Raw genomic sequence first — 20856 nt, 5'->3', positions numbered from 1 at the left:
CCCGGCGGTGAAGCTGTCACGGCGCGTGGCTCAGCGGCACAGGGCCGTGTCCACAAGGCCCTCCAAGCGCTTCGTGACCGCCTCGTCGGTCGGGATGGCGGTCACCGCGATGTTGGCGGCGCGTCCGTCGTCGGTGGCTCCGCCCCGGGTCTCGTAGCCGTTGATGTCACCGCCGTGGCCCCAGTAGACGCCGCCGCACGACAGCGGCCTGCTCATGAGCCCCAGTCCGTAGCCGGCGCCGGTGTCCCCGATCGGGACGGTGGTGCGCATCTCGGCGAGCTGGGCCGCCGGGAGGAGACGGCCGGCCAGGAGCGCGGTGAAGAAGCGGTTGATGTCGGAGTTGGTGGAGATCATGCCGCCCGCCGCCCAGCCCGCTGAGGGGTCGATCTCCGTGAAGTCGCGCAGCGGCGCGTCCGCCGAAGCCCGGTGGTAGCCCTTGGGGTGGGGTTCCCGGATGGTCCTGTCGCCGGGGGCGGGGAAGTACGTGTGGCGTAGTCCGAGTCGCTTGACGACGCGCTGGTCGATCTCCGCGGCGATGCCGCGGCCGGTGACCTTCTGGACGATCAGGCCGGCCACCACATAGTTCGTACTGCTGTAGTTCCAGCCCTTCCCGGGGGCGAAGTCGGCCTTGTGCCGGAAGGCGACGTCCAAGAGCTCGCGGGGCTCGAAGTACCGGTGCCGGATGGTGTCGTCGTCGATGTCCCCCTCGTAGTCCGGGAGTCCACTGGTGTGCTGGAGGAGCTGGCGGACGGTGATGTCGCGGCCGTCGATGCCCTCCCCTCGGACGAGGCCGGGCAGATAGGTTTCGACCTTGGCGTCGAGGCCGATCTTCCCCTCGGCGACCAGTTGCAGCACGACCACCGCCGTGAACGTCTTGGTGTTGCTGCCGATCCGCACCTGACCGTCGGCCGGCACCTTCGCGCCGGTGGCCAGGTCGCCGACACCCGCCGTGTAGGTACGGGTGCGGCCGTCGCGGCCCTTGACGCTCGCCAGCGCGGCGGGCAGGCCGTCGCCGCGCACCAGTGCGTTCAGGCCCTGCTGGACGGTGTCCGCTCTGGGGGCGGCGGCGGATGCCGTGGCCGGTGCCACGACGCCCATCGTCATGACACCGGCTGCCGCCACCGCGATCGCGGCCGACACCACTCCGCGACGGCCGCTCCGCCGCCCGGAAGTACGGAAACCTCGCCATGCCTGCTCGCGCACGAGTCAACTCCTGTGAATCGTTGGGAAACCAGCGGTATGTGCTGGGCCCAACGATTCCGGAACCGGACGGCCCGGACGATCCCCCTACCGCCCGGATCCGGGTGGGGTTAACCCCCGATCCCCCAGCCCTTCAGCGCGCCGCGTCCTCCGGCCCGGGCTCCTGCTCCTGCCCACCCTCGTCGCGGCGGTTGGGCTTCCGCTTCCGGGTCAGGAGGTAGGTCGCGGTCGACGCCAGGATCGCGGCCAGGGTCGCCGTGCCGGCGATGACGGCGGCCAGTTCGCCGAGGGAGACGTCGTCAGTACCCTCGTCGTCCTCGTCCGGTGCCGTCTCGCTCGTTTTGTCGACGATCTCGTCGTAGCCCCTCGGGCCGTCGCAGAACTCGCGGTTGCCCGGGTCCATTTCGGGGACGACGGTCAGTTCGACGGACTCCGCCGGTTCCTCCTCGCCGCCGTCCTTGAGGTCGACGGGGTAGGTGCCGGGCGCGATGTCGCAGGGGACCATGCCCGCGACCCTGGTGTACATCTGACCGTTCTTGCCCTCCCGGAAGCGTTTCTCCCTGAGGGTCAGCTTCTTGACGAAGGCGGGCGACTCGACGGTGAGATGGCCGTCGTGGGCGTCCAGCGTCGTCCGGCCGGTGGTGACCGTGAAGACCACCTCGCGACCGCGCTGGGTGGGCCCGGCGCTGGATATGGACGACTCGGAATCCGGGGAATTCCCGGAGTTCGAGGAATCCGGAGAATCCGCGGAGGCCGAGGAACTCGCGGAGGTCGAGGAATCCAGGGGTTGCGCGGAACCCGGCGCGGCGGCCGTCAGGACGAGGGCCGCCGCGGCGAGGGGCGTGAGCGACGCCAGGGCTGTCCGGGCACGTTTCATGCGGGGAGGATATCCGTGACCTCCCGTCAGGGGAGGGTTCAGGCCGCGGCCCCGGTCGCCGGGCCGCTCTCCTGCTCGGCCTCTACCTGCTGGTTCCACTCGCGCTTCGAGGCCTGCCAGCCGTCCTCGTCGTGGCCCCGGCGCCAGTAGCCGGAGATCGACAGGCGCTCGCGCGGCACCTCGCGCTCCACGCGCAGGTGACGGCGCAGCTCCTTGACGAAACCCGCCTCGCCGTGGACGAAGACCTGGACGTCCCCCGCCGGGAACGCGAGCGAGCGCACGGCCTCGACCAGGGCCGCGCCGACCGGGGCGCCGTCGCGCGTCAGCCAGGTGACCTCGACGCCGTCCGGCAGCTCCAGCTTCTGCTTGTCGTCCTCGCCCGGGACCTCGACGAACGCGTGGACGACGGCGCCCTCCGGCATCCGCTCCAGGGAGGCGGCGATGGCGGGCAGCGCGCTCTCGTCGCCGGCCAGCAGGTGCCAGTCGGCGGCGGGGTCCGGGGCGTAGGCGCCGCCGGGGCCGAGCATCCGGATCTCCGCGCCCGGCTCCGCCGTCGCGGCCCAGGGGCCGGCCAGGCCCTCGTCCCCGTGCACCACGAAGTCGATCGCCAGCTCCCGGGCGGCCCGGTCGAAGGAGCGCACGGTGTAGGTACGGGTCCGGGGCCACTGGTCGCGCGGGAGGTCCCGGCGGATGACCTCCATGTCGAAGGGCTCGGGGTAGGCCACGCCCTCGACGGGGAAGAGCAGCTTCACATAGTGGTCCGTGGCCTCCCCGGCGCCGAACTCCGCGAGGTCCTCGCCGCCCAGGACCACGCGCACCATGTGCGGCGTCAGCCGCTCCGTGCGCAGCACGTGCGCGCGGGTGAGCCGGGGCGCTTTGCGTACGGGACGGTCTGCCATGGCTGTCTCCCCTGATCACCGGATCCTGTCACCGGATCGTAAAGTTAGGTCTGCCTAACCTAACAGCTCATCGGGCCAGAGCGCTCAGCAGCCGCTGCAGCGAGCCGCCCAGCCCCCAGCGCTCCGCCAGCGCCTCCAGCACCTCGGGGTCCAGGGGCTCGCCGGGCAGCGCTGCCTCGAAGGGGGCCAGCGGCACGTCCGTGGCCACCCGGACCACCTTCGGCGCCACCGCCAGATACGTCCCCGCCTCGGCCAGCCGCTTCCGCTGGGCCGGGCTGATCTTCGCCGCGGGGTCCTCCACCGCCGCCAGGATCCCGGCCAGGTCGCCGAAGGAGGCCAGCAGCTTCGCCGCCGTCTTCTCGCCGATGCCCGGCACGCCCGGCAGCCCGTCGCTGGGGTCGCCGCGCAGCAGCGCCAGATCCGCGTACCCCGGACCGTCCACCCCGTACTTCTCGCGCAGCACGGCCTCGTCCACGGCCTGGAGCGAGCCCATGCCCTTGACCGGGTACAGCACGCGCACGCCGCGCGCGTCGTCGACGAGCTGGAAGAGGTCGCGGTCGCCGGTGACGATGTCCACCGGGCCCGCCGCGCGGCCCGTCAGCGTGCCGATCACGTCGTCGGCCTCGTAGCCGACGGCGCCGACGCGGGCGATGCCGATCGCGTCCAGCACGCTCTCGATCACGGGGACCTGCGGGGAGAGCGTGTCGGGCGTCTCCTCCTCGTCGGGGCCGCCCTCGACCTCCTCCGCCACCCGGTGCGCCTTGTAGCTCGGGATGAGATCGACGCGCCACTGCGGGCGCCAGTCGAAGTCCATGCAGGCGACCAGATCGTCGGGCTCGTGGTCCTGGACCAGGCGGGCGATGAAGTCCAGCAGGCCGCGCACCGCGTTCACGGGCGTGCCGTCCGGGGCCTTCACCGACTCCGGCACCCCGAAATAGGCGCGGAAGTAGAGGGAGGCGGTGTCGAGGAGCATCAGGCGTCGCGTCACGGCTCGATCATGCCGCACCCCACTGACAGCCACCCTCACCCACCCGGCGGCCATGTGAACCGGATCACTGTTCCGTTTGCGCCGAATGACCCAGGGCAGGCGCGACGCCGGAGTGGCTCCGCCCGACGTGGGGGACGGGCGTGGCCTCAGTACGACCCGAGAGGTTTATGTGTCCAGGCTGAAGGCCGAACATCTGTACAAGGTGTTCGGCAGACGACCCGAAGCCGCCGTCCGACGACTCGAGGACGGCGCAGGCCGCGACGAGCTGCGCGCGGACGGCACCACCGCGGCGGTCATCGACGCGTCGTTCGAGGTCGAGGCCGGCCAGATCTTCGTGGTGATGGGCCTCTCGGGGTCCGGCAAGTCCACCTTGCTGCGCATGCTCAACGGGCTCCTTGAGCCGACGTCCGGGCGCGTCCTCTACGACGGACGGGATCTGACCGGGCTCTCCCCGGCCGAGCTGCGCGAGGTGCGCTCGCGGAACATCAGCATGGTCTTCCAGCACTTCGCGCTCTTCCCGCACCGCAGCGTGCTGGAGAACGCCGCCTACGGCCTGGAGGTGCGCGGCGTGCCGCGCGCCGAGCGGCTGGAGCACGCCGCCGAGGCGCTGGAGCTGGCCGGGCTCAAGGGCTGGGAGTCGTCCTGGCCCGACGAGCTGTCCGGCGGTATGCAGCAGCGCGTCGGCCTCGCCCGCGCGCTCGCCACCGACGCCGACCTGCTGCTGATGGACGAGTCCTTCAGCGCGCTGGACCCGCTGATCCGCCGCGACATGCAGGACCAGCTGCTGGACCTGCAGAAGCGGCTCAAGAAGACGATCGTCTTCATCACCCACGACCTCAACGAGGCCATGCGCCTGGGCGACCGCATCGCCGTCATGCGCGACGGCCGGATCGTGCAGAACGGCACCGCCGAGGACATCCTCGTCCGGCCCGCCAACGACTACGTGGCCTCCTTCATCCAGGACGTGGACCGCTCCCGGGTGCTCACCGCCGGCTCGATCATGGCCGCTCCGGCGGCGGGCGCCACGGCGGCCGCCGCGCAGGACGGTGCCACGACCGTCAGCGCGGAGACGCCCGTGGCCGAGCTCTTCTCCCCGTTCTCCCGCAGCGGCTCCCCCGTCGCCGTCACCGACGACAGCGGTGAGGTGACCGGTGTCGTCACCCGCGACAGCCTGCTGGCGGCCCTGGCGGACCAGCCGAACGCGGACCAGCCGGATGCCGACCAGCCCCCCAAGGAATCCGCTCCGCTTGTCCCGGCGTCCGAGCCGGAGGTGATCACCCATGCCTGAGATCAATCTGGGTGGCTGGGCGGAATCCGCCGTCGGCTGGCTCCAGTCCCACCTCTCCTGGCTCTTCGACGCCGTCAGCACCGTCCTGACCGGCTTGTACGACGGCGTCCACGCCGCCCTCGGCGCGCCCGCGGCGCTGCTGATGGCCGGCATCCTGGCCGTCGTCGCCTGGTGGCTGCGTGGCCTGCCCGCCGCCGTCCTCGCCTTCGCGGGGCTCGCGGTGATCGATTCGTTCGGGCTGTGGGACAGGGCGATGGCGACGCTGTCGCTCGTCCTGGTCGCCAGCCTCATCACGCTGCTGTTCGCCGTGCCGCTGGGCATCTGGGCGGCCCGGGACCGCCGGGTGAGCGGGGCGCTGCGGCCGGTCCTCGACCTGATGCAGACGATGCCCGCCTTCGTCTACCTGATCCCCGGCGTGATGTTCTTCTCGATCGGGCCCATCCCCGGCCTGATCGCCACCATCGTCTTCTCGATGCCGCCCGGTGTGCGCATGACCGAGCTCGGCATCCGTCAGGTCGACGGCGAACTCGTCGAGGCCGCCCGCGCCTTCGGTACGACGCCGCGCGACACGCTCGTCCGGGTCCAGCTTCCGCTGGCGCTGCCCACCATCATGGCGGGCGTCAACCAGGTGATCATGCTGGCGCTGTCCATGGTCGTCATCGCCGGCATGGCGGGCGCGGGCGGCCTGGGCGAGTCGGTCTACGCGGCCGTCACCCAGGTGAACATCGGTGGCGGTGTGGAGAGCGGCCTCGCGGTCGTCGTCCTCGCCATGTACCTGGACCGGATGACCGGCGCGCTCGGCAAGCGGGTCTCCCCGCTGGGCCGCCGCGCGGCCGCCAAGGCCGACGCCTCGGCGCGCGGCGCCGTCGCCGCCAAGGTGCTGCGGTACCGGCCGGGCACGGCCGTCGCCGCCGTGGGCGTCGTCGTCCTCGCGCTCGTCGCGGGCGGCATGCGGCTGGCCGACGGCGACGGGCGGCAGACCGCCGCCGCGGGCGGGGGCGTCGGCCAGGGCCGCGCGGTGAAGCTCGGCTACTTCCCCTGGGACGAGGCCGTCGCCTCCACCTACCTCTGGCAGAACATCCTGGAGGAGCGCGGCTACAAGCCCGAGGTCAAGCAGCTCGACCCCGGCCCGCTGTACACGGCGCTGGCCCAGGGCCAGATGGACGTCCAGTTCGACTCCTGGCTGCCCACCACCCACCAGCAGTACATGGACCGCTACCGCGACAAGCTCACCGACCTCGGCTCCTGGTACGGCCCGACGTCCCTGGAGCTGACCGTTCCGTCGTACGTCAAGGGCGTCGACTCGCTCGCCGACCTCAAGGGCAAGTCCGCGATGTTCGGCGGGAAGATCGTCGGCATCGAGTCCAGCGCCGGCATGATGGGCAAGCTCAACGACAAGGTGCTCAAGGAGTACGGGCTGGACGGCGAGTACAAGGTCGTCTCGTCCTCCACCTCCACGATGCTCGCCGAGCTGGACCGGGCCCTGAAGAAGAAGGAGCCCATCGTCACCACGCTCTGGTCGCCGCACTGGGCGTACGGGAAGTACGACCTGAAGAAGCTCAAGGACCCCAAGGGCGCCTGGGGCCAGGGCGAGCAGATCCACGCCGTCGGCAAGAAGGACTTCGCCAAGGACTTCCCGAAGATCGCGGAGTGGGTGAAGAACTTCAAGATGTCCGAGAAGGACCTCTCCTCCCTGGAGGCCGAGATCCAGAACGGCGGCAAGGGCAAGGAGAAGGAGTCCGCGCGGCGTTGGCTCGACGCCCACCCGGGCCTCGTCGACAAGCTGGCGCCCGTCGGCGCCTGACGAACCGGCGCCTGTGGGCGAACCGGCGCGCTTCAGCGCCTGACGAACCCGTGTGCGGCGGGCGTACGGTGGGGCGGTGAGCAGCTCACCGCTCGGCCGCCGCGCCGTACGCCGGGTCGTCTCCCTGGTCCCCTCGCTCACCGAGGCCGTGGCCGGGACCGGGCCCGGCCTGCTGGTGGGCGCCACCGACTGGTGCGACCACCCGGCCGGGCTCGACGTCGTCCGGGTCGGTGGCACCAAGAACCCCGACGTGGCGCGGATCGCCGCCCTCGCGCCCGACCTCGTCCTCGCCAACGAGGAGGAGAACCGCGCCCCGGACCTGGGCGCGCTGCGCGCCGCCGGGCTGGACGTGCTCGTCACCGAAGTGCGCACGCTGGAGCAGGCGTTCACCGAGCTGGAAAGGGTCCTGGTACGCGGCTGCGGGCTGCCCCGGCCCGGCTGGCTGGACGACGCGCGCGACGCCTGGCGGGACGTACGGCCCACCGGTCCGCCGATACCGGCGGTCGTCCCCGTGTGGCGCCGCCCCTGGATGGTGCTGGGCCGGGACACCTTCGCCGGGGACGTCCTCGCCCGGCTCGGCGTCGCGAACGTCCACGCCCGGCACCCCGAGCGCTATCCGCGCGTCCCCCTCGGCCGGCTCAACGCCTGCGGCGCCGAGCTGGTCGTCCTGCCCGACGAGCCGTACCGCTTCGGCGCCGACGACGGCCCGGAGTGCTTCCCCGGGCTGCCGTCGGCGCTCGTCAGCGGCCGTCACCTCACGTGGTACGGGCCATCTCTCGCAGCGGCGCCACGGGTGCTGGGCGCGGCGCTGCGAGCAGCCGGCCGCTGACCAGCCCGGCGGCGGTACGGGCCCCGGCGACCGCCCAGGCGGTCACGAGCAGCGCGTACAGTCCCACCGCCAGCCAGGTCAGGGCGGTCAGGCCGGTGCGGTGGGCCAGCGCGGCGGTGCCGGTGACGCAGGTGCCGATGGGGAAGGTGAAGGCCCACCACGTCATCGCGAAGCCCATGCCCCGGCGAGCGGCGCGGATCACCATGGCGGTGGCGAGCACCAGCCAGAGCAGGGCGAAGCCGATGACGGGCATGCCGTAGAGGACGGCGAAGCCGGCCATGGCCCGCGCGTACGGCTCCGCGACGACGCCCGGCGCGACGCCGGCGACGGCGTTGACGGCGGTCGTGGACTGGCCCAGCGGGCCGAGGACCAGGAACAGGGTCGGCGTGAGCACGAGCGGCAGCGGTCCGTGGTGGACGAGCCGGGAGAAGACCACCGGCAGGATCAGCAGCGTGGCCAGCAGGCTCATGCCGAACAGCCCGTAGCAGCCCAGCAGCAGCGCCTGCCGCCACTGGCCGGCGGGCAGGTGCGGCACGAGCGCCGGGCCGAGCGCGGCGGAGACCATGGGCGCCACGATGGGCAGCAGCCACACGGGCGAGGCGTCGCCCGGCGCGATCCGGTGCCGGGTCACCATCAGGTACGGGATGGCGGCCGCCGCGCCCAGGCCGACGACCGTTCCGGTCGTCCACAGCACGGCGTCGACCGCGACGGCCGCGCTCTCGCCGATGACGCCCGTGCCCACGGAGAGCGTGCTGCCGCCGACGGCCAGCAGCGCCATCGCCAGGCAGCCGTAGAAGGGGGCGACGGCGGGGTCGCCCAGGTGCCGCCGGGCCTGGTCGGGGTGGCGGGCCCAGTGGAGGGCGCGGGCGGTGACGAGGGTGAGCAGCATCAGCGCCGCCAGCGCCCACACCGCCTCGCAGGCCCCGCGCAGCCCCGGCACGGCCACCGGCAGGGCCGCTCCGGCGGAGGCGACGATCGCGGTGCCCATGACGGTGGCGTACCAGTTGGGGCCCAGGTGGCGGAGGGGATCACGGGTGTTCATGAGTCCACGGTCGCCCGGACGCACCTCTCCCACCAGGGGCTTTATGACTATGGGGGCATAAGCTGGAGTTATGAGCGGCGATTCCTCCGGGCCCCTCCCGGCCCCCTTGTCCCACCGGGTCCCCGACCTCGGCGCCCTGGAGCTGCTGCTCGCCGTGGCCCGGCTGGGCAGCCTCGGCCGGGCGGCCCGGGAGCTGGGCATCACCCAGCCCGCCGCGAGCGGACGCGTCCGGGCCATGGAGCGCCTCCTCGGCGTCGCCCTCGTCGAGCGCTCCCCGCGCGGCTCGCGCCTCACGGACGCCGGGGTGCTCGTCACCGACTGGGCACGCAAGGTCGTCGAGGCCGCCGAGGCCCTCGACGCGGGTGCGCAGGCGCTGCGCGGGCGGCGCGACTCGCGGCTGCGGGTCGCCGCCAGCATGACCATCGCGGAGTACCTGCTGCCGGGCTGGCTGATCGCGCTGCGCACGGAGCGGCCGGGCACGGCGGTGTCGCTGAGCACGGGGAACTCGGCGGCCGTGGCGGAACGCCTGTTCGCGGGGGAGGCGGACCTCGGCTTCGTCGAGGGCCTCGATGTACCGGCCGGCCTGGACGGCGCGGTCGTCGGCCGCGACCGCCTCGTCGTCGTCACCGCCCCCGGCCATCCCTGGGCCCGCCGCCGCGCCCCTCTGGACCCGGCCGAGCTGGCGGCCACCCCGCTGATCCTCCGCGAACGCGGCTCGGGCACCCGCCAGGTCCTCGACGCCGCCCTGGCCACCCACGGCGGCCTGGCCGAGCCGCTGCTCGAACTCGCCTCCACGACCGCCGCGAAGGCGGCCGCGGTCAGCGGCGCGGGCCCGTCCGTCCTGAGCGAGCTCGCGATCGGCGAGGAACTGGCGGCCCGGCGCCTGGTCGAGATCCCGGTCCGGGACCTCACCCTGACCCGCGCCCTCCGCGCCGTCTGGTCCACCGGCCACCGCCCGACGGGCCCGGCCCGGGAGCTGCTGGGGCTGACGCGGTCCGGGGGGTAACGGACAGGTCCCCGGGGACCTGTCCGTTCCACCATCGATTTCCTCGCTCCGGCAGGCCGGAACGGGGAGATTCACGCTGTCTCGCCGTCATAGGTGGGAGTGGCCGTGCCGAAGGCCGAGGCGCGGGCCCAGGAGCCGTCAGGGCCTGACGCCCTCCGCCGCCGCCCGGACCAGTGCCTCCGTCAGCCGCAGGTCGTCCCGGACCTCCGGGTGCCACTGGACGCCCAGGGCGAACGAGGGGTGGTCCTGGTATTCCAGGGCCTCCACCGTGCCGTCCTCCGCGAGGGCGGAGGCGGTGAGGCCGGTGCCGAGGCGGGCGACCGACTGGTGGTGGTGGGTGGCCACGTCCAGTGGTCGGCCGGCCAGGAGGGTGGCCGTCAGGGTGCCCGGTACCGGTTTGACCGGGTGGTCGGCGAAGGTGCCCGGGGCCGGGTTGTGGGCGTCGTGGCCCACCTCGTCCGGGAGGTGCTGGCAGAGCGTGCCGCCCGCGTGGACGTTCATCAGCTGCATGCCCCGGCAGATGCCGAGGACCGGGGTGCCGCTCGTCAGCGCGGCGTCCAGGAGGGCCAGCTCCCACGCGTCGCGCTCGGGGACGGGGGTCCCGGAGCGGGGGTGGGGGCGGGCGGCGTAGAGGGCGGGGTCGAGGTCTTCGCCGCCCGCGAGGACCAGGCCGTCCAGGCGGGAGACGACGGCGGGGGCGGTGGCGGGGGCGTCCGGGGGGAGCATGACCGCCAGACCGCCCGCGCGTTGGACGTGCGCCGGGTACGCGGCGGGGAGGAGGGCTGCCGGGAGGTCCCAGGCCACTCCCCAGCGGGCCCGGGTGAGGTATGTGGTGACGCCGATGAGTGGCATTCCGTTCTCTTCTCTTCCTCATGCTCCTCGTGCGGTCATTCTCGGCTCAGTTCCGCCTCCGCCGCCGCCAGGGCCGCGAACTCCTCCTCGGGCGCGTTCGCCACCAGCCGGTGGCGGCTGTAGAGGGCGAAGTAGCCGGCGGCGACCGCGTAGACCGCCAGGGCGATGAGCGCGGCCGTCACGTCGACCAGGAAGGTCGCCACCAGTGCCGCGCAGGCCAGGACGAACGCCGTCGTCGAGGTGGCCACGCCGCCCGGGGTGCGGTAGGGGCGGGGCAGGGACGGCTCGCGGCGGCGCAGGACGATGTGGGAGAGGGACATCAGCGCGTAGGAGATGGTGGCGCCGAAGACCGCCACATTCAGCATCCGCGCCCCGTCGCCCGTGGCCGCGGCCAGGGTGAAGCCGATCGTGCCCGGGACGAGCAGCCCCAGCCAGGGCGCCTTGCGACGGCTGGTGAGGGAGAGGACGCGGGGGAGGTAACCGGCGCGGGAGAGGGCGAAGAGCTGGCGGGAGCCCGCGTAGATGAGCGAGAAGAAGGAGGCGACCAGGCCCGCGAGGCCCGCGTAGTTGACGACCCTGGCCAGGACGCGGCCCCCGCCGTCGGGGTCCAGGGCGGTGACCAGGGGGTTGCCGGCCTCCGTCAGGGCGTTCGCGCCGCCCGCGCCCGTGGCGGCCAGGAAGGTCAGCAGGGCCAGGAGCAGCAGGATGCCCATGGACGTGGCCATGGCCCTGGGCAGCGTACGGGCCGGGTCGCGGGTCTCCTCGGCGGCCAGCGGCACGCCCTCGACGCCGAGGAAGAACCACATCCCGAACGGGAACGCCGCCCAGATGCCCAGCAGGCCGAACGGCAGCCAGGAGGACGAGCCGAAGGCGTGCGGGTCGGCCGGGATGTCGTTCAGGCGGCCGGTGTGGAAGTCCGTGAAGGCGCCCACCGCGAAGACGAGGAGCGCCGCCACCGCCACGCCCGTCACCAGGAAGCTGAAGCGCAGGGCCTCGCCCACGCCCCACAGGTGGACGCCGATGAACACGGCGAAGCAGAACAGGTACACCGGCCAGGACGACGTGAGGCCGAACAGGTGCAGGGATTCCACGTAGTCGCCGATGAAGATGGAGATGGCGGCGGGGGCCAGGACGTACTCGATGAGGATGGCCGTTCCCGTGAGGAACCCGCCCCAGGGGCCCAGGGCGCGACGGGCGAAGCCGTAGCCGCCGCCCGCCGTGGGCAGGATCGCGGCGAGCTCGGCGAGGGCGAAGACCATGCACGTGTACATCAGGCCCATCAGCGCGGCGGCGACGGCGAGTCCGCCGAAACCGCCGTGCGCGAGGCCGAAGTTCCAGCCGGAGTAGTCGCCGGAGACGACATAGGCCACGCCCAGGCCGGTGAGGAGCAGCGGACCCGCGCTGCCCCGGCGCAGGGAGCGTTTCTCCAGATAGCCGGGGGATTCCGTGCGTTCGGCCATGAGCCCTCCTGGAGGGGATGCCGGCAAAGGTTTCGCGCCATACCTTTGTGGTGTCGGTCGCTCCCGCGCAACCCTCTTGCGTTAAACCGTGGTTACGGAACCCCCTGATCCATCACGCCAGGAAGCCGCGCAGCAGCGCCGCCGTGCCGTGGCAGTGCTCCCGCATGACCTCGCGCGCCCCCTCCGCGTCCCCGTCCAGCACCGCCTCCACGAGCGCGGTGTGCTGCCGCTGCGAGTGCTCCAGGTTGCGCACCAGCAGCGGGATGCAGTCCAGCAGGTCGTTGACCGTGGCGCGGACGGCGGCGTACTGGGCGGCGAGCGTGGGGGACCCGGACAGTTCGGCCACGGTCAGGTGGAACAGGGTGTCCTGGCGGCGGTAGTCGGCCAGCGGTGCGTCGTGCGTCGCGGTCAGTGCCGCGCGCAGCCGGACGGCCGCCTCGTCGGCCGTGCCGTGCGCGGCGCACAGCCCCGCCGCCCCCACCTCCAGTACCTCCCGGAAGCGCAGCACATCCTCCAGGTCCACGTCGGCGACGCGGCGGCGCAGCTCGTCCTCACCGGCCGTCGCCGGGCGGGGCAGTACGAACGTGCCGCCGTAGCGGCCGCGCCGGCTCTCCACCAGGCCCTGGTCCGTCAGGACCTTCAGCACCTCGCGCAGCGTCACCCGGCTGACCCGCAGCCGCTCGGCCAACTCGCGTTCGGCGGGTAGTCGTTCGCCCTCGGCCACCAGGCCCAGCCGGATGACCTGGAGTATCTGCTCCAGCGTCTCCTCGAAACCGCTGCCCGCCCGGACCGGGCGCAGCACCGGCGACAGCCGGTCCGTCAGGCCGCTGTCCGCGGTTCCGTTCACGGTTCCGGTCATGGTCCCCCTTCCCAACCAATGGTCTACCGCCCTACCTTAAGACCCCGGACGCACCGACAGGAGGCACACCGTGGCTGATCGCACGCCCCCGCTCACGGTCGACGAGCTGCGCCGGCTCGTGGATTCCGGGGAGGTCGACACCGTCGTCCTCGCCTTCACGGACATGCAGGGACGGCTCCAGGGAAAGCGGTTCGCCGCCCGGTTCTTCCTCGACGAGGTCCTCGAGCACGGCACGGAGGGCTGCAACTACCTCCTCGCCGTGGACGTCGACCTCAACACCGTCGGCGGCTACGCCATGTCGTCCTGGGAGCGCGGCTACGGCGACTTCGCGATGCGCCCGGACCTCACCACCCTGCGCCGCACGCCCTGGAACCCGGGCACCGCCCTCGTCACCGCCGACCTCGCCTGGCACGACGGCTCACCCGTCCTCGCCTCCCCGCGCCAGATACTGCGCCGCCAGCTGGACCGGCTGGCCGAGCACGGCTGGAGCGCGCACGTGGGCACGGAGCTGGAGTTCATCGTCTTCAAGGACAGCTACGAGGGCGCCTGGAACCGCGGCTACCGCGACATGACCCCCGCCAACCAGTACAACGGCGACTACTCCGTCCTCGGCACCGGCCGCGTCGAGCCCCTGCTGCGCCGGATCCGCAACGAGATGGGCGCGGCCGGCATGACCGTGGAGTCCGCCAAGGGGGAGTGCAACCTCGGCCAGCACGAGATCGCCTTCCGCTACGACGAGGCACTCACCACCTGCGACCAGCACGCCGTCTACAAGACCGGCGCCAAGGAGATCGCCGCCCAGGAGGGCATGGCGCTCACCTTCATGGCCAAGTACGACGAACGCGAGGGCAACTCCTGCCACATCCACCTCTCGCTGCGCGACGAGGCCGGGCGCCCCGTCTTCGCGGGAGCCCCGGGAGCCCCGGGAGCCCATGGCGACGACGGCCCGTACGGCATGTCGCGCGTCATGCGGCACTTCCTCGCCGGGCAGCTCGCCGCCCTGCGGGAGTTCACCCTTCTCTACGCGCCGAACATCAACTCCTACAAGCGCTTCCGGCCCGGCTCCTTCGCCCCCACCGCCGTTGCCTGGGGCCCCGACAACCGCACCTGCGCCCTGCGCGTCGTCGGCCACGGCCACTCCCTCCGCTTCGAGAACCGGCTGCCCGGCGGCGACGTCAACCCCTATCTGGCCGTCGCCGGCATGGTCGCCGCCGGTCTCCACGGCATCGAGGAGGAGCTGGAGCCGCCGGAGGTCTGTACGGGCAACGCCTACCGGGGCGACGCCGCGCACGTTCCCGCGACCCTGCGGGAGGCCGCCGCCCTGTGGGAGACGAGCCCCCTGGCCAAGGCCGCGTTCGGCGACGAGGTCGTGGCGCACTACCTGAACATGGCGCGTGTCGAACAGGACGCCTACGACACCGCCGTCACGGACTGGGAGCGGTACCGCTCCTTCGAGCGGATGTGAGAGACGTGCACGAGCTTCGCGTACTCAACCCGGCGACGGAGGAAGTCGTCGCCACCGTCCCCGCGGCCACGCCGCAGGATGTCGACGCCGCCGTACGACGCGCCGCCGATGCCCAGCGCCGCTGGGCCGGCCTCGCCCCCGGCGACCGGGCCCGCCAGCTGCGCCGCTTCGCCGACGCGGTCGACGGGCAGCTGGAGGAGCTCGCCCAGCTGGAGGTCAGCGAGGCGGGCCACCCCATCGCGAGCGCCCGCTGGGAGGCCGGGAACGTCCGCGACCTGCTGGAGTACGCCGCCGGGGGAGTGGAACGGCTCAACGGCGCGCAGATCCCCGTGCCCGGCGGGCTCGACGTCACCTTCCACGAACCGCTCGGCGTCGTCGCCGTCATCGCCCCGTGGAACTTCCCGATGCCCATCGCGGCCTGGGGCCTGGCCCCCGCGCTGGCCGCCGGGAACGCCGTCCTCCTCAAGCCCGCCGAGACCACCCCGCTCACCGCGCTCCGCCTCGCCGCCCTCGCTCTGGAAGCGGGGCTTCCGGAAGGGCTGTTCCAGGTCCTCCCGGGCGCGGGCCCGGTCGCCGGGGACGCGCTCGTCCGGCACCCCGGCGTCGCCAAGGTCGTCTTCACCGGCTCCACCGCCGTCGGCCGGAGCGTCATGGCCACCTGCGCCGAGCAGGTGAAGCGGGTGACGCTCGAACTCGGCGGCAAGAGCCCCAACATCGTCTTCGCCGACGCCGACATCGAGCGCGCCGCGGCCGCCGCCCCGGACTCCTTCCTCGACAACACCGGCCAGGACTGCTGCGCCCGGAGCCGCATCCTCGTCCAGCGGTCCGTCCACGACCGCTTCCTGGAGCTGCTGGAACCGGCCGTGAAGTCCTTCACCGTCGGCGACCCCACCGACCCGGCGACGCGGATGGGCCCGCTGATCTCCGCCGCCCACCGCGAGCGCGTACGGTCCTACGTCCCCGAGAGCGCCCCGGCCCTCTTCCGCGGCGAGGTGCCCTCCGGCAAGGGCTACTGGTACCCCGCGACCGTGCTGGCGGCGGCCCCCGGCGACCGGGTGGCCGTGGAGGAGGTCTTCGGGCCCGTCGCCGTCGTCATCCCCTTCGAGGACGAGGCGGAGGCGGTACGGCTCGCCAACGCCACCGACTACGGGCTGTCCGGCTCGGTGTGGACCCGGGACGTCTCCCGCGCCCTGCGGGTCTCCCGGGCCGTCGCCGCCGGCAACCTCTCCGTCAACTCCCACAGCAGCGTCCGCTACTGGACGCCCTTCGGCGGCTTCAAGCGGTCCGGCCTCGGCCGGGAGCTGGGGCCCGGCGCGCTCGCCGCCTTCACCGAGACCAAGAACGTGTTCGTCGCCATCGACCCTCTGGAGGAGAACCAGTGACCGACCCGCGAGTTGTCTGCCGCCGCCTCGTCGGGCGCACCGCCGTCGTCACCGGAGCCGGCAGCGGCATCGGCCTGGCCAGCGCCCGGCGGCTCGCCTCCGAAGGCGCCCACGTCGTCTGCGCCGACATCGACGAGAACGCCGGCAAGGCCGCGGCCGACGCGGTCGGCGGGCTCTTCGTCCGTACCGATGTGACCGATCCCGTCCAGGTCGAGGCGCTGTTCCAGGCCGCCCACGAGACCTACGGTTCCGTCGACATCGCCTTCAACAACGCCGGGATCTCCCCGCCCGAGGACGACTCCATCCTCACCACCGGCCTGGAGGCCTGGAAGCGGGTCCAGGAGGTCAACCTCACCTCCGTCTACCTCTGCTGCAAGGCCGCGCTGCCGTACATGCGGCGGCAGGGGCGGGGCTCCGTCATCAACACCGCCTCCTTCGTCGCCGTGATGGGCGCCGCCACCTCGCAGATCAGCTACACCGCCTCCAAGGGCGGCGTGCTGGCGATGTCCCGCGAGCTCGGGGTGCAGTTCGCCCGCGAGGGCATCCGGGTCAACGCGCTGTGCCCGGGGCCGGTGAACACCCCGCTGCTCAAGGAGCTGTTCGCCAAGGACCCGGAGCGGGCCGCGCGCCGGCTGGTGCACGTGCCGGTGGGGCGGTTCGCCGAGCCGGAGGAGATCGCGGCCGCCGTCGCCTTCCTGGCCAGCGACGACTCGTCCTTCGTGAACGCCGCCGAGTTCCTCGTGGACGGAGGCATCGCGGGGGCCTATGTGACGCCGCTGTAGGTGTGACCCCGCTGTAGGGTCCATGATCGAAAGTCCGGACCGGTCGGTCGTTTCTTCGTCGGCCGGTCCTGGTTTCTGTCCTCGTCCGTCACTCGCACCAAAGAGAGCACATGCGCACCACGTCCGCCATTGTCGTCGGTCTTGCCACCGTCGCCGCCCTCGCCGCCGCCCCGCTCCCCGCCGGCGCGGCCACCGCCCACGACCGCACGCCCCGCGCGAACTGTCCTCAGCTCGACACCAAGCTCCCCTGGTACGGCGACAACCGCGCCAAGCTCCAGAAGATGATCGACGAGCGCGGCACCTGTTCCGGCAAGCGCGGCCCGCGCCCGGTCGCCGCCTTCGACTGGGACAACACCGTCGTCAAGAACGACATCACGGACGCGACCCTCGCCTGGGCCCTCAAGCACGACAAGATCCTGCGGCCCGCGCACTGGACGGACACCAACGCCTTCCTGACGCCTGCCGCGGACAAGGCGCTCACCAAGGCCTGCGGCACGGCCGTTCGCGTCGGCCGCCCGCTGCCCACCTCGAAGAACACCGCCTGCGCCGACGAGATCTTCGAGATCCGCGAGAAGTCGAAGACCATGGCGGGCGAGGACGCCTTCGCCGGCGACTGGAACCACCGCCGCACCGTCCCCGGCTACGCCTGGATACCGCAGCTCTTCGCCGGCCACACCCCGGCCGCGCTCACCTCCTTCGCCCGGCAGGCCCGCGCCGAGCAGCTCGCCGCGCCCGTCGGCGCCACGCAGAAGGTCGGCACCCACACCCTCGCCGGGTACGTGCGCTACTACGACCAGCAGAAGGACCTGATCCGTACGCTCAAGGCGGCCGGATTCGACGTCTACATCGTCTCCGCCTCCTCCGAGCCGATCGCCGAGGCCTGGTCGGACGGCGTGGGCCTCGACGCGAAGCACACCATCGGCATTCGCAACGTCACCAAGCACGGGCGGCTGACCCCCGTCATCAAGGGTTGTGGTGGCGTCGAGACCGGGCGCGGTGACGCCCTGCCGTACATGGACGGCAAGCGCTGCATGATCAACCAGGAGATCTTCAAGATCAAGGGCGCCGCCGCCTGGAAGCAGCAGGACCCGGCCCACCGCATCGCGCTCGGCGCGGGCGACGCCGACACGGACGTGACGTTCGTGAACGACGCGACCGGCGCGCACGTCGCCATCAACCGCAACAAGTCCGAGCTGATGTGCCGCGCGTTCGATGACGCGGATGGTCGCTGGGTGGCCAACCCGATGTTCATCGACCCGATGCCGCGTAAGGCCGGCACGTACCCGTGCTCGACGACCGGTGCCACAGCCGCCGACGGGTCCAAGGTGCCGGTGCGGCGTGCGGATGGCAGCGTGATTCCGGATCAGGTGGATTTGGCGTTCTGACCGGGTCTTCCGCCGGGCTCAGGTGGGTTGAAAGAACGTTTCCTCGGGCAGGTTCTGTCGCCAGGTGAAGCCTGTCGATCACGGAGGTATCCGGACATGCCCGAGACGATGCTCGCCGGACGGCTCGACCTGCGGTCGGGCCGTTTCGCCGTGGAGGAGGTACCCGTTCCCGAGCCCGGACCCGGGCAGGTCCGGGTTCGGGTGCGGGCCGCGGGTATCTGCCTGTCCGACGTTCATCTTGTGGACGGTGAGCTCAAGCCCGCCTTTGCCCGGGACGGGAAGGTCACTCTGGGGCATGAGGTCGCCGGGGTCGTTGACGTCCTTGGGCCGGACGTTCCCGCACCCTGGGCCGCCGGGCAGCGTGTTCTGCTCCAGGCGGGGGAGCGGTGTGGGGAGTGCGGCGGGTGCGTCCGCCACGAGCCGTGCCGGGCCGTCCGTACGCGCGGCGTCGACTACGACGGTGGGTGGGCCGAGTACGCCCTCGCCAACCACCACACGCTCGTCCCGGTCCCCGACGGGCTTCCCTTCGAGCAGGCGGCCATCATTCCCGACGCCGTCTCCACGCCCTGGGCCGCCATCACGACGACTGGGCGGGTGCGGCCCGGCCGTCCCGCCGGGGTGTGGGGTGTCGGTGGTCTCGGTGCGCACGCGGTGCAGTTGCTGCGGCTTGCCGGGGCTGCGCCCATTGTTGCCGTCGACCCGCTGGAGGGTGCCCGGCGGCGGGCCCTGGAGTTCGGCGCGGATGTTGTTCTGGACGCCGGTGCGGTGGATGTTCGCGAGCGGATTCTGGAGGCGACCGGGGGGTCGGGGCTCGACCTCGCCCTCGACACGGCGGGTGTGTCGGCCGTGCGTGACCAGGCCGTGCGGTGTTTGGGGCGGGGTGGGCGGCTGGTGCTCGTCGGTATCGCTCCTGGGCCGCTGACCTTGGCCGACAGTGCGGCTCTTATTTTTCGCGAGCAGCAGGTTCTGGGGCACTACGGGTCGGCGCCTGGGCACGTGGACGAGCTCGTGGCGCTCGCGCGCTTGGGGCGGCTGGATCTTGGGCGGTCGGTCAGCGGCACGCTGCCGCTGGCGGAGGCGGCGGTCGGTGTCGAGCGGTTGCGGAAGAAGGACGGGGATCCGGTGCGGCTGATTCTTGTGCCGTAGGTGGTTGGTGTCGTGGGTCGGGGGCGGGGTGGGGCGGACGGGCCCTTACGGGGCTGACCTCTTCGCGGTGCCTGCCACTTTGGTGCTGGGTGCCCCGACCTTGGCTCCAGCGGCGAAGAGCTCTTCACGCCCCTACCAGGGCCCATCCACCCCACCCCGCCCCCTCACGTCAGTACCTCGTGGGTGCGCTTCCGGGTAATCGGGCGGGCGGGTGGGCGAAATCCCGCGCCGCCAGGCGCGGGCACCCCCGCGGCGGGGCACCCGGAAAGCCAACCGCACCCCGCGCCGGAGGCGGCCCGTTACAGGAACGTGCGGCCCTCCCCCCGGTACGTGGGGACCGTCCCCACCACCCGGTCGCCCTCCACAAGGTGGAGCTCCGCGAACCGCTCGCACAGTTCGCCCGCCTTGGCGTGCCGGAACCACACCCGGTCGCCGATCAGCAGATCGTCGGCAGGGTGCCCGAGCAGCGGGGTCTGCACCTCGCCCGCGCCCTCCTGGTTCGCCAGCCGCAGGCCCGCCGGGAGGTACGGGACCGGCAGGCGGTCCCGACCGGCCGCGCCCGACGCGGGGTAGCCGCCGCCCAGGACCGTGACCACGCCCACCCCGGGCCGGCGCACCACGGGCAGGGCGAACAGCGCGGCGGGGCGGGCGGTGAAGGACGAGTAGTCGTCGAACAGGCGCGGCGCGTACAGCCCCGACCCGGCGGCGATCTCCGTCACCGCGTCCTCGGCCGCCGTGTGCTGCACGCTGCCCGTGCCGCCGCCGTTGACGAACTCCAGTTCCGTCACCTCCCGTACGGCCCGCACCGCCTCCGCGCGCACGGCCGCCACCCGCTCGCGGGCGACGGACTGCATCAGCCGGATCGCCCGGGAGCGCAGGGGACGCCCGGCCGTTGTGTCAGCCACACCCGCCACGTGCGCCTCATAGGCCATCAGGCCCACCAGTCGGAACCCTGGGCGGCGGTCCACGGCCCTCGCCAGCTCCGCCAGTTCGCCCGGATCGGCCACCGGCGACCGCAACGCCCCGATCCGTACCCTGCCCCAAGCAGGCGCAGTGAGACGTCCAACTCCAGGCAGACCCGGATCTCCTCACTGCCCGTTCGGGCCGATTCTGCGATTGTCAGTTGTGTCGGGTCGTCCACCATGACTGTTATGGCAGCGGCTAGTTTCGGGTCCGCGGTCAGTTCCGCCAGGCCCGTGCGGTCCGTCGACGGATAGGCGATCAGGACGTCCGGAATCCCCGAACGCGCCAGCCACAGCGCCTCGGCGAGGGTGTAGGCCAGCACGCCCGCGAAGCCGTCGCGCGCCAGCACCCGCTCCAGCAGTGCACGGCACCGCACCGATTTGCTCGCCACTCGCACCGGTTTGCCCCCCGCTCGTCGTACCAGATCGGCGGCATTGGCATCGAACGCCCCGGTATCGACCACCGCGAGGGGAGCGTCCAGATGGGCGGTGGCCCGGTCGTAACGCGCTCTGTCGGACGACATGGCGGGCAGCCTGCCAGAGCCGGAATCCGCTGACCAGGGGTCGGGCCCGGGCGAATGGCACCCGTCGCGTCGCGCACCGTAAAGTGGCGCGCACGCCACGGTCTTC

At 72.6% G+C, this 20856-nt stretch carries 17 protein-coding genes and 1 pseudogene; 9 read left to right on the top strand and 9 right to left on the bottom strand.

Features of this window, described 5'->3' with window-relative positions; all coding sequences use genetic code 11:
• Positions 1 to 30 precede the first annotated feature (30 nt).
• The 4 genes from EKH77_RS06170 to EKH77_RS06155 form a co-directional block, all read right to left on the bottom strand.
• Positions 31 to 1203: a serine hydrolase domain-containing protein gene (locus EKH77_RS06170; protein WP_240667238.1), complete on the bottom strand. Its 1173-nt coding sequence runs from the start codon at positions 1201 to 1203 to the stop codon at positions 31 to 33.
• A gap of 130 nt (positions 1204 to 1333) precedes the next feature.
• Complete coding sequence (locus EKH77_RS06165; RefSeq protein WP_126913420.1) at positions 1334 to 2077, bottom strand: hypothetical protein; 744 nt, start codon at positions 2075 to 2077, stop codon at positions 1334 to 1336.
• A gap of 38 nt (positions 2078 to 2115) precedes the next feature.
• Positions 2116 to 2976 carry a siderophore-interacting protein gene (locus tag EKH77_RS06160; protein ID WP_126913419.1) on the bottom strand — a complete coding sequence of 287 codons (861 nt, stop codon included), beginning with the start codon at positions 2974 to 2976 and terminating at the stop codon, positions 2116 to 2118.
• 67 nt (positions 2977 to 3043) lie between these two features.
• Positions 3044 to 3949, bottom strand: coding sequence for a 5'-3' exonuclease (locus EKH77_RS06155; RefSeq protein ID WP_126917899.1), 906 nt, complete (start codon positions 3947 to 3949; stop codon positions 3044 to 3046).
• 184 nt (positions 3950 to 4133) lie between these two features.
• On the opposite strand from EKH77_RS06155, the gene EKH77_RS06150 reads away from it, so the two are divergent.
• From EKH77_RS06150 to EKH77_RS06140, 3 genes are all read left to right on the top strand, one after another.
• A complete protein-coding gene (locus EKH77_RS06150; RefSeq protein WP_126913418.1) occupies positions 4134 to 5252 on the top strand; it encodes a quaternary amine ABC transporter ATP-binding protein in 1119 nt (372 codons plus the stop codon).
• Positions 5245 to 7056, top strand: coding sequence for an ABC transporter permease/substrate binding protein (locus EKH77_RS06145; protein WP_126913417.1), 1812 nt, complete (start codon positions 5245 to 5247; stop codon positions 7054 to 7056). The genes EKH77_RS06150 and EKH77_RS06145 overlap by 8 nt, the downstream gene beginning before the upstream one ends.
• A gap of 76 nt (positions 7057 to 7132) precedes the next feature.
• Positions 7133 to 7885, top strand: coding sequence for a helical backbone metal receptor (locus EKH77_RS06140; RefSeq protein ID WP_126913416.1), 753 nt, complete (start codon positions 7133 to 7135; stop codon positions 7883 to 7885).
• Here EKH77_RS06140 and EKH77_RS06135 read toward each other — a convergent pair.
• Positions 7812 to 8927, bottom strand: a complete 1116-nt coding sequence (locus EKH77_RS06135; protein WP_126913415.1) for a TDT family transporter — start codon at positions 8925 to 8927, stop codon at positions 7812 to 7814. The two genes, EKH77_RS06140 and EKH77_RS06135, sit on opposite strands and share 74 nt — an antisense overlap.
• A 70-nt stretch (positions 8928 to 8997) precedes the next feature.
• Between EKH77_RS06135 and EKH77_RS06130 the strand changes: the two genes are divergently transcribed.
• Positions 8998 to 9933, top strand: a complete 936-nt coding sequence (locus EKH77_RS06130) for a LysR family transcriptional regulator (protein ID WP_206279816.1) — start codon at positions 8998 to 9000, stop codon at positions 9931 to 9933.
• A 138-nt stretch (positions 9934 to 10071) separates the two neighbouring features.
• Here EKH77_RS06130 and EKH77_RS06125 read toward each other — a convergent pair whose 3' ends face one another.
• The 3 genes from EKH77_RS06125 to EKH77_RS06115 all read right to left on the bottom strand — a co-directional run bounded on the left by EKH77_RS06125 (position 10072) and on the right by EKH77_RS06115 (position 13104).
• A complete protein-coding gene (locus EKH77_RS06125) occupies positions 10072 to 10785 on the bottom strand; it encodes a gamma-glutamyl-gamma-aminobutyrate hydrolase family protein (protein WP_126913414.1) in 714 nt (237 codons plus the stop codon).
• A gap of 35 nt (positions 10786 to 10820) precedes the next feature.
• Positions 10821 to 12245 carry an ethanolamine permease gene (gene eat / locus EKH77_RS06120; protein WP_126913413.1) on the bottom strand — a complete coding sequence of 475 codons (1425 nt, stop codon included), beginning with the start codon at positions 12243 to 12245 and terminating at the stop codon, positions 10821 to 10823.
• A gap of 112 nt (positions 12246 to 12357) precedes the next feature.
• Positions 12358 to 13104 carry a FadR/GntR family transcriptional regulator gene (locus EKH77_RS06115; protein ID WP_126913412.1) on the bottom strand — a complete coding sequence of 249 codons (747 nt, stop codon included), beginning with the start codon at positions 13102 to 13104 and terminating at the stop codon, positions 12358 to 12360.
• A gap of 70 nt (positions 13105 to 13174) precedes the next feature.
• Here EKH77_RS06115 and EKH77_RS06110 point away from each other — a divergent pair, with 70 nt between their 5' ends.
• From EKH77_RS06110 to EKH77_RS06090, 5 genes are all read left to right on the top strand, one after another.
• Positions 13175 to 14569: a glutamine synthetase family protein gene (locus EKH77_RS06110; RefSeq protein ID WP_126913411.1), complete on the top strand. Its 1395-nt coding sequence runs from the start codon at positions 13175 to 13177 to the stop codon at positions 14567 to 14569.
• 5 nt (positions 14570 to 14574) lie between these two features.
• The gene (locus tag EKH77_RS06105) at positions 14575 to 15951 is read left to right on the top strand and encodes an aldehyde dehydrogenase family protein (RefSeq protein WP_430980974.1); all 1377 of its coding nucleotides are present in this window, start codon (positions 14575 to 14577) and stop codon (positions 15949 to 15951) included.
• Positions 15948 to 16733, top strand: coding sequence for a 3-oxoacyl-ACP reductase (locus EKH77_RS06100; protein WP_126913410.1), 786 nt, complete (start codon positions 15948 to 15950; stop codon positions 16731 to 16733). The genes EKH77_RS06105 and EKH77_RS06100 overlap by 4 nt, the downstream gene beginning before the upstream one ends.
• Before the next feature lie 110 nt (positions 16734 to 16843).
• Positions 16844 to 18118 (top strand): haloacid dehalogenase-like hydrolase, encoded by a 1275-nt coding sequence (locus EKH77_RS06095; RefSeq protein WP_126913409.1) that lies wholly within the window; start codon positions 16844 to 16846, stop codon positions 18116 to 18118.
• 96 nt (positions 18119 to 18214) lie between these two features.
• Positions 18215 to 19264 (top strand): zinc-binding dehydrogenase, encoded by a 1050-nt coding sequence (locus EKH77_RS06090; RefSeq protein WP_126913408.1) that lies wholly within the window; start codon positions 18215 to 18217, stop codon positions 19262 to 19264.
• A gap of 299 nt (positions 19265 to 19563) precedes the next feature.
• On the opposite strand, the pseudogene EKH77_RS06085 reads toward EKH77_RS06090, so the two are convergent.
• A pseudogene (locus EKH77_RS06085) lies at positions 19564 to 20750 on the bottom strand (alanine racemase).
• Between the last annotated feature and the right edge of the window lie 106 nt (positions 20751 to 20856).

Source organism: Streptomyces luteoverticillatus (assembly GCF_003970715.1).
Classification (GTDB): domain Bacteria; phylum Actinomycetota; class Actinomycetes; order Streptomycetales; family Streptomycetaceae; genus Streptomyces; species Streptomyces abikoensis.
This window is presented reverse-complemented; position numbering and strand designations above follow the sequence as displayed.

Coding starts and splice junctions, on each gene's coding strand:
- EKH77_RS06165 (WP_126913420.1), bottom strand. CDS start 2,077: ATGAAACGTGCCCGGACAGCCCTGGCGTCGCTCACGCCCCTCGCCGCG.
- EKH77_RS06160 (WP_126913419.1), bottom strand. CDS start 2,976: ATGGCAGACCGTCCCGTACGCAAAGCGCCCCGGCTCACCCGCGCGCAC.
- EKH77_RS06155 (WP_126917899.1), bottom strand. CDS start 3,949: ATGCTCCTCGACACCGCCTCCCTCTACTTCCGCGCCTATTTCGGGGTG.
- EKH77_RS06145 (WP_126913417.1), top strand. CDS start 5,245: ATGCCTGAGATCAATCTGGGTGGCTGGGCGGAATCCGCCGTCGGCTGG.
- EKH77_RS06135 (WP_126913415.1), bottom strand. CDS start 8,927: ATGAACACCCGTGATCCCCTCCGCCACCTGGGCCCCAACTGGTACGCC.
- EKH77_RS06130 (WP_206279816.1), top strand. CDS start 8,998: ATGAGCGGCGATTCCTCCGGGCCCCTCCCGGCCCCCTTGTCCCACCGG.
- EKH77_RS06125 (WP_126913414.1), bottom strand. CDS start 10,785: ATGCCACTCATCGGCGTCACCACATACCTCACCCGGGCCCGCTGGGGA.
- eat (WP_126913413.1), bottom strand. CDS start 12,245: ATGGCCGAACGCACGGAATCCCCCGGCTATCTGGAGAAACGCTCCCTG.
- EKH77_RS06115 (WP_126913412.1), bottom strand. CDS start 13,104: ATGACCGGAACCGTGAACGGAACCGCGGACAGCGGCCTGACGGACCGG.
- EKH77_RS06095 (WP_126913409.1), top strand. CDS start 16,844: ATGCGCACCACGTCCGCCATTGTCGTCGGTCTTGCCACCGTCGCCGCC.
- EKH77_RS06090 (WP_126913408.1), top strand. CDS start 18,215: ATGCCCGAGACGATGCTCGCCGGACGGCTCGACCTGCGGTCGGGCCGT.